Origin of the sequence: Flavobacterium cellulosilyticum, from assembly GCF_004349355.1 — a bacterium.
GTDB lineage: Bacteria > Bacteroidota > Bacteroidia > Flavobacteriales > Flavobacteriaceae > Flavobacterium > Flavobacterium cellulosilyticum.
In genome coordinates this window covers 123417-137489 of the sequence record NZ_SMFK01000002.1, presented here as the reverse complement: position 1 = coordinate 137489, position 14073 = coordinate 123417, and the positions used below count along the sequence as shown (strand labels likewise).

At 33.6% G+C, this 14073-nt stretch carries 12 protein-coding genes; all 12 read right to left on the bottom strand.

Annotated features, from left to right (window positions below):
• Positions 1-35: 35 nt before the first annotated feature.
• Entirely contained in the window at positions 36-1394 is a 1359-nt protein-coding gene (locus E0F76_RS04570) for a hypothetical protein (protein WP_132002015.1), read from the bottom strand.
• Positions 1395-1428: 34 nt separating this feature from the next.
• On the bottom strand, positions 1429-2430 hold the full coding sequence (locus E0F76_RS04565; RefSeq protein ID WP_132002012.1) for a glycosyltransferase family 2 protein: 1002 nt from the start codon (positions 2428-2430) through the stop codon (positions 1429-1431).
• A gap of 3 nt (positions 2431-2433) precedes the next feature.
• A complete protein-coding gene (locus tag E0F76_RS04560; protein ID WP_132002009.1) occupies positions 2434-3978 on the bottom strand; it encodes a glycosyltransferase family 2 protein in 1545 nt (514 codons plus the stop codon).
• 1 nt (position 3979) lies between these two features.
• Positions 3980-5125: a glycosyltransferase family 4 protein gene (locus E0F76_RS04555; protein WP_132002006.1), complete on the bottom strand. Its 1146-nt coding sequence runs from the start codon at positions 5123-5125 to the stop codon at positions 3980-3982.
• Positions 5126-6112 (bottom strand): class I SAM-dependent DNA methyltransferase, encoded by a 987-nt coding sequence (locus tag E0F76_RS04550; RefSeq protein WP_132002003.1) that lies wholly within the window; start codon positions 6110-6112, stop codon positions 5126-5128. It lies immediately after the preceding gene.
• Positions 6102-7187: a glycosyltransferase family 4 protein gene (locus E0F76_RS04545; RefSeq protein WP_132002000.1), complete on the bottom strand. Its 1086-nt coding sequence runs from the start codon at positions 7185-7187 to the stop codon at positions 6102-6104. Before E0F76_RS04545 ends, E0F76_RS04550 begins: the two co-directional genes overlap by 11 nt.
• On the bottom strand, positions 7180-8577 hold the full coding sequence (locus E0F76_RS04540) for a hypothetical protein (RefSeq protein WP_132001997.1): 1398 nt from the start codon (positions 8575-8577) through the stop codon (positions 7180-7182). Before E0F76_RS04540 ends, E0F76_RS04545 begins: the two co-directional genes overlap by 8 nt.
• Before the next feature lie 63 nt (positions 8578-8640).
• Positions 8641-9660, bottom strand: a complete 1020-nt coding sequence (locus E0F76_RS04535) for a glycosyltransferase family 2 protein (protein WP_220398896.1) — start codon at positions 9658-9660, stop codon at positions 8641-8643.
• 185 nt (positions 9661-9845) lie between these two features.
• Positions 9846-10844, bottom strand: coding sequence for a GDP-mannose 4,6-dehydratase (locus E0F76_RS04530; RefSeq protein ID WP_132001994.1), 999 nt, complete (start codon positions 10842-10844; stop codon positions 9846-9848).
• On the bottom strand, positions 10841-11905 hold the full coding sequence (locus tag E0F76_RS04525) for a nucleotidyltransferase family protein (RefSeq protein ID WP_132001991.1): 1065 nt from the start codon (positions 11903-11905) through the stop codon (positions 10841-10843). The genes E0F76_RS04530 and E0F76_RS04525 overlap by 4 nt, the downstream gene beginning before the upstream one ends.
• A 4-nt stretch (positions 11906-11909) precedes the next feature.
• A complete protein-coding gene (locus tag E0F76_RS04520) occupies positions 11910-12761 on the bottom strand; it encodes an NAD-dependent epimerase/dehydratase family protein (RefSeq protein WP_132001988.1) in 852 nt (283 codons plus the stop codon).
• On the bottom strand, positions 12748-13890 hold the full coding sequence (neuC, locus tag E0F76_RS04515) for a UDP-N-acetylglucosamine 2-epimerase (RefSeq protein ID WP_132001985.1): 1143 nt from the start codon (positions 13888-13890) through the stop codon (positions 12748-12750). The genes E0F76_RS04520 and neuC overlap by 14 nt, the downstream gene beginning before the upstream one ends.
• Positions 13891-14073: the final 183 nt, after the last annotated feature.

The window sequence follows — 14073 nt, the reverse complement described above, 5'->3', positions numbered from 1 at the left end:
TCTTATCTACCACTGATTACTATTACAAATCCTTATTAAGCTTCATTTTTCTTTGGAAATACATACATTGAAATTTTATCTATTATTGCTTTTATCCAAGAAATTCGATACAATCCCGCGGCACTCATTAGATATAAAGCAACCTTAGATGGAAAAATATACCGGGGCTCCATATAGGTTAATCCGTGAAAAATAACTAAGCCAATCCAAATTCCCCAAAAAACCCAATATTGAATTAAGTTTTTTTCTTTAATAAAAAATAGTGTTACCCCTACAAGAACAAGAATGTTAATCGAATTGATAATCAATAGAAAAAACCAAAAACCAAAAGCCCCATTTAAGGGTCCCAATTGAAACTGATTGGGTTGCACTTTGCTGATAATATTAATATGTCCATAAAAACTCCGAACGACTAACTGCCTAGCAAACCAAAATGGATGTTCCAACACGTCGTTAACAATAAACGTCCTATAGACTTCATTATAAGAATGATTCGAATTGGTAATAACTGCATCCAATTCATTTCCACTTCGTATCCAATTTTGATAATCTTTGCTATCAGGCCGAATATCACTTTCCCAAAATCGCAAATCAGTAGGCTCTTCTCTAAACTGAAACCTTCCTATATGTGCTACATAATAGAAATAAGTTTCTTGATTTCCTCCGGACTGAGTTCCACTTATCTTTTTGGTCAATTGATGAGTTCCAATTCCTAAAATAAAAACACCCAGAAAGGTGTACATTAATTTTTTTGCATACTTATTATAGAATTCCTTATTGTAAAAAAAGGCATACACAATTACTAAAAAAAGAACTCCAAGAAGTAAGACAGCATTAGGCCTATTCATAATTAGAAACCACATTCCAAACACTAATAAGGCGCAACCCCTTTTTTTATTGGGTTCGTAATATACAATAGACCAACCATATAAAGCCAAAGCCAAAGAGAAAAAAGCAGGCATTTCTGCCAATATTCCTAGTGAATAATAAATATGTATGGGAAAAGCAAAAAACAATAACACACTCAAAAGCCCCACTTCTTTAGAAAAAAAGCTGGCCCCTACTTTAAAAATAAGTATTAAACTGATTGTACCAATTATAAAAGTAAAGACCACTCCATATACCCATAATTGATCATCAGTTGCATGTACATCTGCAAGTAAATAAACTGGAGTATAAAAAAGTATCGGACCTGGAGCTTTGGTAATGAATACTTTATTCGAAGCAACTTCTCCCTTTAGAAACAAGGCCAAATTTTTTGCCTCTTCGTGAAAGGTCATATCCCCAAAACGGTTTGCTTTGAAAGGGAAATTTAGAACCATAATCATCAACAAGGTCGAAATGAACACAATGGCCAGATTAAGTCTTCTGGTAGAAAATTCTATTTTATTCATAAACTCACATAACTTTAAAAAACTTTAAAAAACTTTAATTCTTGATTTTAGGTTTATTAAACCATAAACTCCACCAACCCACCGTTCTTCCCATGGCTTCGGTAAAAGCTTGATTTTTTTTAATGCTGGTAAATGTATTACTAAATCGTATGAATGTCAAAAGCAAACTAATAGAATGCCATTTCAGTTTGTCCTTTAGAGAAGGTCTTGGATTCTTGATTCGCCATACATACCACCCATTTCTGACTACCATTTTGCCATATTGGTATTGGTTGGGTCTTCCACAAACAACATGAAAATGGTTCAATTTGGCTGCCGTATTAACATACAGCTTCCCGATTTTCGCGACTCTCAGAGTAAAATCTGCATCTTCATACAAGCCATACCCTTCGAAATAAGTGGAGAATTGTAGGGTACGAAATATAGTTTTTCTAAAAGAAGATACACCTCCCATAAGCATTTCAACTTTATATATTTTCCCACTAGGAGGCAAAAAACCAACACTACGCCCATGGGAATACTTAGAAGAATATCCCGGAGGACAATCGCTATCCAATCCCAACCATTTCCGGAGAACAAAGCGACTACTGTCCTTTCGCTTCCAACCGTCGTAAAAATATTCATTAATGTGGGGATGATAGTCTTCCCCTACAAATTCGGATTCGGATTCATTGCTAATATAACCACCAACACCCAAAGCATCCGGATAGATTTTATAGGCATTGAGTAATTGTTCAAAATAATCGTGTTCCAAAATGGTGTCATCATCGAGAAAACAAACCACTTCCATTTCATTACCCACTCTTTCTATTCCATAATTTCTTTGTCTAGTTAAACCGCGATGTTCAGCAGGCACCATAAAATAGTGCAAATTACGAAACAAATTTTCTTTCAAGATTCTCTCTGTTTTATTGTTGGTCGAACCATCAATAATCAGAATTTCATCAGGATACGTTGTTTGCTCCTGAATCGATTGCAACAATTGGAGCAAAGGTTGGGGACGCATGTAGGTACAGATAATGAGAGAAAATTTCATGTTTTATTGGTGTCTTATGCCTAGAGTCCTTAGTTTTCGAGCATAAAAAATCGATTTTTTAAATTGCATATTCTTATACGGAAGTCTCAATAACCGATACAGAAAAGTAAGTTTTGGTCCATCAAACAGATAATAACTAAAATGCTTGTATTTATATTCAAATAATTGCTGAGGTGTAAACTGTTTCATAATGCCATACAAAATGGTTGGACTCGGAACTGGCCGGACCCATTTTACTGGAGTATCCAGTTCCCAAGGCTGCTTTTTACGTTTTTTGCCCATCATCTTGGCTTGGCTTCCCCAAAAACGATAGCCTCCACTTGGCGGTTTTAAATGTAAATTCACCGAAAAGGGGTTTTGTAAAACGGTAACTCCAATTTTCGTCAATGACATTCCAAAATCACTATCTTCGCCATAACCCCCATCAAAGTTGACATCGTTCCCTCTTAATTGGTCAACGTATTCTTTTTTTACGCAAGAATTGGCATTGCTAAAGGATTGGGCATTTCCAACGTAGAATTTTTTATCTTTTAATTTTTCTATTATATTTTTTAAATCATTCAAATCTTGGGTGTGGATATCGGCACGGATATCCAAACCATTGCAAGCACCTGTATTGTAGGTTTGTAAAAACCTAATGTGGTTTTCTATGAAATCGGGTAGGATTCGAATGTCATCATCTCCAAAAACAATATAATCGGAAGTACATAATGCAATCGCTTCATTTCTCGCCCTGCAACTGCCCTTGGTGGTTTGCCATTTAACGATTAATTCAAAAGGATATTTCTTAGCTTGGTACAAAGTTTCGTGTCTTTCAGATACGGGAGTGGCATCTACTACCACAACTTTTCTTGGTAAATAATTTTGATTAGACAAATCCTCCAACAATTGTAACGTATAGTCTTGCCGATACATTGTGGGAATAATATAAGCAACTGATGGTTTTCCTTGAATTTCATTAAGTTTTCTTGGTGGAATTATGATGTCGGCATTCCTTTTTTGAAAATTATTTATAACAAATAAAAACGCTTTCCACTCCGAAATTTTCCAGAAGCCGATCCTGTACATCATAAAAATGGCGTGGCTGATTTTATAATTTTTTCTAAAGAAAAGATGGCGATCTTTTGGTGAAATAATTACTTTTTCGGTAATTACAGAAGGAAATAAATTTTGTACATAGAGAGTAACTCCACCCATAAAACGGTTCAATCGAATTCCAAAATCCAAAGCCTGCATTTGAGGATTTTCAAAATCGACATCAAAACCTTTGGTCAATTCCCATACCGATTTACGAACGGCAAACGCATTGGGATTAACTCTCCAACTTACGCTTTGTTCCAAGTTATTAAAATCATTCAGGTACCAAAAAAACACTGCCGTTTGATAGACCAATTCCGGAAATGCATTTTTATACCCCTGATCCAATGAACTATGCCAAATATCTCCAGGTCCTTTTGACAATTCCTCTAATTTATCCAAATTGGGATGGCCTCTATAGAGAATGATTTCCTCCGATGCAGTAGTATATTCATTTAACTCAAAACTCATTTTATTTTTTTATGATAGAACGGTATAACTCCATATTCCTCTTGCGTATTACTTCAACACTAAATTGCTCTTCTACTTTTTTACGAGCAGCTTCTCCAAAAGTAAGTAATAAATTCGAATTGTTTAAAAAGGTGTTGATTCGGGCAGCATATTCTTCGTGATGCGTTGGATGCACCAAAAAACCCTCTACACCATCTTCAATCATTTCAGTTGCCCAACCTATATCAGATGCAACAATAGGTTTTTGCATAGCCATGGCTTCCAGCCATGAAACAGGTAAAGCTTCTGCAAAGGAAGGGAAAACGCAGACTGTTGCCTTGGCAATTTGTTCTTGTATTTCCGAATAAGGAACGCTACCTAAATAACGCACCTTTGACAATGTTTCTTCTGTAAATAGCGATTGCATCATTGCCCAAGTAGAAGAATTTCCAGTAAGAATATCAGCCACATCTTTCCCTATCAAAATAAGTGTAGCCTCAGGATTCTTTTCAACTACTGCATTAAAAATAAATGGTAATTCTAAAACTCCTTTTTTTCGAATCAGGCTCCCGAAATACAAAATAGTTTTATTACCATTGCTTTTGCAATTGCTATTAAATAAATCAACATTAATCGAATTGGGTATGATAGTAAATTCTTTTTCCAACCCAAAAACTTCATTGGTCAAATCAGCGGTGAATTGACTTACCGATAACAACACATCAGCCTTTTCTAGTGCTCTTCGTTCATGGTATTTATTTATCCATTTAACAGGACGATGATCCAAATGACAAAAATAAGTATCAGAACCATGCAGTCGAATAACAATGGGGCATTTTCGAGCTTTGATAAAAGAAGTAATTCCTGTCCAATCGGGTGCTTCCACTAAATCAATTTCCTTAGCTGTATACAATTGATTGATGAGACGCTCCAACTTTTTTCGGGTCAACCACCAAGACAAACCCATGAATTTCAAATTCTTTATTTGTTGAACTGTAATCCCTTTATCATCAAAAACACCTTCCTCCTTTTGACCATAAACCAATATCCGAACCGAACAACCTTGCTGCAAAAGTCCAACCGCCAAATTTTTAATACTCGTGCCAATACCTCCTGAACTTTCAGTTTTTGCATGGGGATATTCGGGAGTTAGAAAGGCGATTTTCATTTATTTGTTTTTTATCCAAATGCAAGAAATATTTCTTCCACTTAATAAATTATCTGATATGAATCCCTCTTCACTTTTTCTATATTTCTCATTCAAGTCGCTTTTTAAAGCTCCATAAAAACCATAAGATCTTTGATTAATTAATTTAAAATTTATTAGTTGTTTCTGCAAAAACTGAAATGAAATTCCTTTGGTAATTGAATTGTGTTTATTTTCGACATGAATATCGGTCACACTCCATATTTGGTCAGCTGACATTCTTTTCTTAATTACATTTTCGGCAATCAATTGATCATTTATTTTATCAATATATGTTTTCCTTCCTAATTGTCGATTAATATACCGTTTCCATTTTTTAGGAATCATATCTGTAATGTTTTTATTTTTTGGCATAGAATCCATTTCATTTTTATAAGCCCTTATTCTTTCTAAATAATTGGCATCATTAAGATAATCCCCATTTGGGTCTTGCAGGTGAATTAAAATTCCACCAGGATTAAGTACATTATCAACTTGATTCAAAAATAGTGTCAAATCCGGTATATGATGTAGCACTGAACAAATAATTACAACATTGTGTTTTTCAGTTAAATCCGATACATACGAATTTACAGTTGTATATTCTTTATTCCAGTTTTTAGCTTTTTCTTTCGCATGTTTTAACATATTAGAAGAAGTATCCAAAAGTGTTATGTAATCAATATGAGATCCTAATTTAGAATTCAACAATATTTGAGTGCTTAATCCTGTGCCACAACCAATATCCAACAAATTAAGTTTTTTTATTTGAATGGATTCTTTTTGAAACAAATCATCTATCAATAAATTAATCTGTTCTTGAAGGCTTTCCCACATATCCCTATGCATATTATCATAATGGCTCGCTTCGTGATCATGAAAAACAATATTAACTCTTTCTTGAAACATCTCAGGAGACAATTGACTTCCAGTCTTCTTTATTAACGGTAATAATAGGTTATAGCTCATAATTAATAAGAATTTTTATATATTGGTCAACCATTTTCCCTAAATTGAAATCATTTTCAATTTGAAAATTCACTTCATTATTGATTGCATTATTTCCTTCAACTATGTTTTTAATTATTTCAGACAAAGCCAAATAATCTTTCGGTTCAAAGATAAAGCCATTTTTATTATGCTCAACAATTTCAAGATTACCACCAACGGAAGTAGTGATTACAGGCACATTGGCTGCTAAACTTTCCAAAATAGAAAGACTGAAACATTCCATATAAGTGGGTTGTAGCAAATAATTGTAGTTGGACAATACTTCATTGAGTCTGGAAGAACTGCCTTTAAAATGAATTATGTTGTTTAAATCAAAATCATTGGTCATTGTCCTCAATTCTATTTCATAAGGACCTTCCCCAAACACATCTATCATGATTTGATTTTTGATATCACTTTTTAAAAGTGACAGTGCTTTCAGTAAATCCTGAATTCCTTTCGAATAACGCAAATGAGAGCATACCACAAATTTATTTTTATTTTCTTGGGTTCGTTTTACAAAAACTGAAGTATCAATCCCATTATAAATAACATTTGTTTTTCGAGCCAAAAAAGAACCATAATCCTGAAGTATGTGTTTTCGTGTGTAATCGGAAACACCTATAAATTGGTCAATATACGGGGAATACAAAATTCCTTTGATTTTGTTTTTAATGATTTTAGAAAGCGGAAAACCTTCCAAAGGTCTTGGATTATGATCTACTGCTATTAGCTGCTGGATTCCTGTAGCTCTTGCTTTTTTAAAAAAAGAGGTACACAAAGCTAGAAAATGAGTAACTAATACATCATAGTGTAAATGTTCCTCACGTACTTTTTCTAAGAAAAACGATTCTACATTTTGGTTGTTAGCACTATAAATGGTCAATCCCGAGTAGAAATCAAAAGCATTGTATTCTAAGAAATACCAATCGATATCATACCCCAACTCTTTTGCTTTAGTGTCATAGGCTACATAAAATCGATCCATACCTCCAATCCGGATGGGATTTAAAACATAGTTGCAAACAATGGCAATTTTCGTGGGTTTAATCATTCAAATGAGATAATGTTTGGGCTATTCTTTTACTGGTATCTATTAAGGGTTCACTTATTTGCAAGTCAATCATGGCACGCCTTTGGGTAGATTTCTCCTTTGGGTTATTCAAATTTTGATTGATTTGTTCAATTAATTCCTCCTCATTTTTCGCTATGGTTACAGATTGGCTATCAACCACTTTTTTAAAATGATCGTAATCCAAAAAGCGTTGGTCGTTATACAAACCATTTTCTATATTACCAAAAACGGTATTGATTACTGGGGTATCAAACAACATAAAATCGAGACTCATAGTAGAACACATATTAATATTCAAATCGGAATATTCTAATATGGCTCGTAAGTCGCTAATATCTTCTTCTGAAGGGATGCGTTGCGACCAACTTTCTGCATGATTTTCTCGGATCAAAATCCATTTTGGAACGTTCCATACAATTTCTGGGAACTCCTCTTTGACAGCTTTGAATCGTGTGTCATTTTCTGCAGGAGAAGTCCTTACTAATAATTGCACGTGGGCTGTAATGGCATTATTTCGTATAGCATGCGCAATAACCTTGATTACTAATGGATCATTTTGACCAATGGAAACATCGGCACAGCTGTAGCAAATAGTTTTCAAATTAGCAGCCAACTGAAATTTTGTAAAAAACGTTTCAGCTGAAATTTTGTATTTAGACATTACATAAGGCTCAAACTGTGGGGTCCCTACCACTTTTACCTTTTCGGTTGAAACATTTGAATAAAAATACAACAACTCAGCTTTCATCAAATGACTCCAAACCAGAAAATAATCAAAAGCACCCAGCATTCTGCCTTTGGAAGCAAGATTGTCCCAACTGAAAATAAAGGTACTTGAAGGTATTTTTAACTTATTTGCAGCGTATAAAAAAGGTGCTAAAAAAGGCGGTCTTTGGTGGGTGAAAAAGACGTGGGTCGGTTTGTCCTCTTTTAATAATCGAAAATAGGCATAGGTAATTTTATTTTTAGAAAAGGATAAGTATTGTAATTTTTCGGCAAAAAGAATACTGGCATCGGAATGGATAAATCGAGTAAAAAAATAGATCAATTTTACTAACAATGCCCGTGATGAATTGTTTCGGGGATAACCTGTAAGCAGATTATCTTTCATTCCATAAAAAGAGTAATGTTGTTTCAAATGCGCTACTTCCTTCCATTTTCTAAAAAACCAGGTCAGTTTTCCTTCCACAAAAACATCCAGTTCTTTTACACTAATTTTGTTTTGGCAAAATGAAGGAAAAACACTTATCGGCAAGCCAGAATAGATTGTTATTGTATCAAATTGATTGGCGGCTTCCATAATGAAATCACTCATAATGAAATTTCTATACCCAACACCATCAGTAATTACTATTCCAAGTTTTTTCATTTCTTTAAATATAATCTACTTTGTGATAAAAAACTTGTCAATTGAGTAAAAAAAATGCTATTATTAAAATAATCTCGATTCAATATCCTTTTTTTTAACTTCCTTTTTATCTACAATTAATTCCTTAATGATAAACAAAGGACGTTTTTTTACTTGAAAAAAAACGCGGATTAAATATTCGCCAATAATGCCTATCGAAATCAACTGCACCCCACCAAAAAGAATAATTAAAAATACTATTGCCGTAAAACCATCCGGTACATAATCACTTGAAAACCGCTTAATCAATGTAATGATAAAATAAATCACTCCTATTGACATGGTGGAAACGCCCAAGAAAGTAATGAATTTGATGGGAAACTCACTAAAATTGAAAACGCCATTCATAGCCAATTTTAAAAGTTGTATCAAACTGTATTGTGTGTTACCCGCTTGTCGATCAGGGCGAGAGTATTTGTACCCTATTTGTTTAAACCCAACCCAACTTCTCATTCCTCGCAGATACCTGCTTTCTTCCGGCATGTCATTCAAAACATCTACCACTCGACGACTTAGGAGAGAGAAATCTCCTGAATCTAATGGGATATCTATAGAAGCAATTTTTTGGAGAATACGGTAAAATAATTTATAAAACCCTACTTTAAAAAAACCTTCTTTTCGGGTTTCTCGTACTGCATAAACTACATCATAGCCTTCTTTACATAACGTAAACATATCTTCCAACATTTCTGGCGGATCTTGTAAATCTCCATCAATTATGAGTACTGCTTCAGAAGCATTTACTCTTGATAAAGCTGCAGTTAATGCCAATTGATGACCAAAATTCCGAGATAAAATCATACTTGAAAATCGCGCATCTATAAATGAAAGTTGCTTCATTAAAACAGCAGTAGCATCGCTGCTTCCGTCATCCACGAGTAGTACAGATATGGATAAAGTACTTTGATCTAATAATTTGCTAATTCTTTTTATTAGCAATGGAAATACTTGCTCTTCATTGTATAAAGGGATAATTATATTTATTTCAGGAATCATCATGATAAAATTTAATGAAAAAGAACCAATTCTATTGAATTGTGCCAAGAATTTGAGTTTACAAAGTAAGCCTTTTTTTGTATTTTGTAGTTAGTTCTTTATAAATTATTCCGTATCGATTTTTCAAAATTAAATTTTATTACTTTATAATTATTTATGAAATATTAAAAGCATCGTCCCTTTGTCTTTATATTCTTCTCGATTGAACTAGTTTGTACAAGTACTAATTCTAATTAAATAACATATTTATCTGAATTAAAACTTGAGCTGTTTTTTTGTATAAAATCAATACTCTGAATCAATCCTTCAGTTAATGTTACTTTTGGTTCCCAATTTAAAATTTCTTTTGCCTTTCGATTATCACAAATTAACTTAAAAACTTCACTTTTTTCGGGTCTTACTCTTTCACTGTCAACTATTACCGTTTTATTTGTACCTACAATTTCTTGAATTAAATTTACAATCTCACCAATTGTTACACCAGTTCCAGTTCCAACACTTATAACTTCACCATTTGAATGAGTAGACAAGCCTGCTTTTAGAAAACCATTTGCTGTATCCTTAACAAAAACCATATCTCGTACTGGCGATAATGAGCCTAATTTGATTTCATTTCCTTCTTGAAGAACTTGGGTGATAATGGTTGGTATTACTGCTCGCATCGATTGTCTTGGCCCAAAAGTATTGAATGGCCTAAAAATACATACAGGCAATCCAAAGGATAACCAATAGCTTTCTGCTAATTTATCCGCTCCTATTTTTGTTGCGCTATAAGGCGATTGCCCTTGCAATGGGTGTTTTTCATCTATTGGCGCATAAAGAGCTGTTCCGTAGGTTTCGGAGGTTGATGTCACCACCAATTTACTTACATTGTTTTTTCGACAAGCTTCTAATAAATTCAAAGTACCATTAATATTCGTTGCTACATAAGCTGCTGGAGCCACATAAGAATAGGGAATACCTATTAAGGCGGCAAGATGCAATACAATATCTTTATCGCGGGTTAAATACTCCATTTGAAATGCATCGGTTATATCCCCAAATACAATCGTTACTTTACTTAATATTTCAGAATTGATATACTTCAAATTAGCAATATTTGAGTTGGAATTATAATGTACAAGAGCTGTTACAATAGCTCCATTATTTACTAATTCTTCAACTACATGACTGCCAATAAATCCAGCAGCACCTGTTACAAACACTCTTTTTCCTATATAATTCGTTTTCATAATTTGAATAATTGATTGTAATCTTCATTTGCTTTTAAAAAATCATTTGGCATTCCTATATCCAACCAATATTCTTCAATTGGAAAAGCAGTTATAACTTTCTCTTGTGCAATTATTTCTTCCATCAGATCAGTTATGTCAAAATACCGATCATAGGGAATTAAATCCAGAAGTTGGTGGTTCAAAACATAAATTCCCCCACTTACTCGGTAAGAATACGTTGGTTTTTCCAAAACCCGTTTAACCCTTACACCTTCAGTTTCAATAACACCATAAGGCACTTTGGATGTGTAATTGGAGCACCCAATGGTCATTACACTATTATTATTCTTATGGAAGTCTAGGATGTTTTTATAGTTTAGTCCCGTTAGCAAATCCCCATTCATGACTAAAAATGGTTCTTTCAATTGATTTTCTACGTTTTTTACTGCGCCAACAGTTCCAAGTTTATTTTTTTCTTTGTAAAAAGAGATGTTTAATCCAAAATTAGAACCATCTCCACAAAATTCTTCAATAGCTTCTGACAAATGGCCCGTACATAAAATAATATTTCTAAATCCAAAATACTCCAATCGTTCCAAAATCGTTTGTAAGATGGGCTTACCTCCAACTTTTAAAAGTGTTTTTGGGGTAGATCGTGTCAATTCACCTAACCGAAGTCCTTCTCCTCCAACCATAATCACAACAAAATTTGAAACAGCTTCAAATCGATGTCCTTTTTCAGAAGTTTGAATGCCAATTAAAACGTTGCAACTATCTACAATTGGCAATAGCGTAATTTTCTTTTCAATTAAAATTTCAAAAGTTAATGCATCCGTTTCATGGTCTAAACATTTTATTGGGCTTGTATTATAACTCAAATTAATAGCATCGTCTATGCCCTTTCCAGCAAGAAATGCTCTTCTTATATCTCCATCGCTAATACTCCCAAGCAAGAGGTAGTTTTCATCAATAATAATTAAGCCTCCTTTTTTATTTTGTTCTATTCTTGCCATACAGGTTTTAATAGAATCATTGGGACTAGCTGTATACTTTGAAAAATCTTCCTTATTTCTAATCATAACTTTAAATAGTTTGGAGGTACGACCTTACATTCATTTTCGGCAAATAATCAAAGAGTTTCCTTATTTTTTTGTCAGAAATCGCTAATGCATTATCGTAGGGTTTGGCAATATCCAAATTTATTTTAAATTTCAGCTGTTTAATTTCTTCAAAAAGCTGAATTAATTGCAGTATGGAATAGTGGTCTGTTCCTATAACATTATAAATCCCCGTTGAATGTTGAATGTGATTGCGAATAAATTCGACTATTATGGCCGCACAGTCATTCGTGTGAATAAAAAATCGAACTAAGGAACCATCGTTATTAAAATCTAGAATTTGGTCTGATTCTGCAGCCTTATTCAAATACGCAAAAACACCCTTTAATTGCTTTTCTCCATAAAGATTAGACACTCTAAATATTACCAAACGATCCGCATTCAATTTGCTTATTAACAATTTTTCAGCTTCACATTTAGCATTTGAATAAGGTGTTTCGGGATTCAGCTCACTAAATTCATCTGCAAAATCACAGCTTCCATAGACTCCTACTGTTGAAATTTGAATTAACTTACAATTTGGACTGTTATGAATAATTTGAATCAAATTTTCAATTCCAACTGAATTAAGTGCTAAACAATCAGCAATTGGTTTGGTAATTTGTCCTGTCAAATTAATAATTAAATCGAAATTAAAAGCGGTTAATATCCTAACCAAATCCAAATCTAATAAATCTCCCTGAATATGATTGACTGAATTACTACTTACTCTAGAACAAGTAAAAACAGCCGTAAATTCATTTTTATTCAACTCCTTTTGCAAACTTTGGCCAAGAAGTCCATTACCTCCAATCAATAATATTTTAGAGTCCTTCATAAAATACTTTTTGAATGCTCACCTCATCAAAGTCAATCGTCTTTAAAAGAGTCACAATTGTTTCTGCTGAATTCCCAGTACCATAAGGATTTTCAATTCCTCTTACAAAATTTCTAAAATCGGTATCAAAAAGTGCTTTCTCTATAGCTTCTTCAATTAATTCTTGGTCATTTGGCACATCTATTACATTAGCAGCTCTTTCTCGGCCCATTTGACGGTTTCCAATATTAATAGTTGGAATTTTAAGGCTTGGCGTTTCATGAATGCCAGATGAAGAGTTTCCTATTAATGCCCAAGCATTACGATACAAGTTAACAAACTTAATCGTTGATAAAGAGGGAAGCCATTTCAACCCTGAATTTTTAATTTCTTCAATTATTTGAGCATGACCTGCATCATTATTTGGCAGTAAAACTATGGCTTGTACTCCTTTATTTTTGATAGCATTTATCGTTTCTTTTATCTGGTCTAATGATGATTTCGCTTCGGTTGTAACTGGATGCTGAATCATTAGCAGCAAAGGTTTGGAAAAATCAACATCAAATTCTTTTTCTAATTCTTCTTTTGGCAAATAGGGAGTGTTTACTAAAACATCTATCGACGGACAGCCTGTAACATAAATATCTTTAGGATTTTCACCTAATCGAATTAATCTGTTTTTGGCATCCTGAGTAGCAGGAAAATGAATATGAGAAAATTTACTCATCGCATGACGAATACTTTCGTCAATACTACCAGTAACTTCACCACCTTGTATATGTGCCACAGGAATATTCATATGTGCTGCGGCGATAGTTACTGCAAAATTACCTCCTATATCAAATCCTGATAAAACAATATCCGGCTTTGAAGCTTCTAATTCATTGGTTACACCTTCTAGAACCCGAGCCATTGACCTTACCATTTCAGCTCCATTATCTGGATTTCCTGCTTTGAACATGGGTATTTTCGCATTGATAACAAAGCCATCTTCTTCTATATAATTCACATCTTTCCCGTGCAAATCAAGTAAGCAAGCTCCTGTAACCACTAGATAAATCTCGAAAAATGAATCTTCTTTCATTTTCGCTAGAATTGGCCTGTAACGCGAATAATCGGCTCTTCTTTCAATTAATACAAAGACTTTCATGTTTCTTTTTTTATTCCTTTATTATTTAATTCTTAAAAATCACAATTATTATTTCGTTCCGAAAATGATAATCAATTTTCGATACTTTTTGTACACTAAGACTACAGTCAGTCATCCCGAGCGCAGTCGAGGGAAAAATTACGATGAACAAGACGTAACTATTTTTAAAAACAATCTCGACTG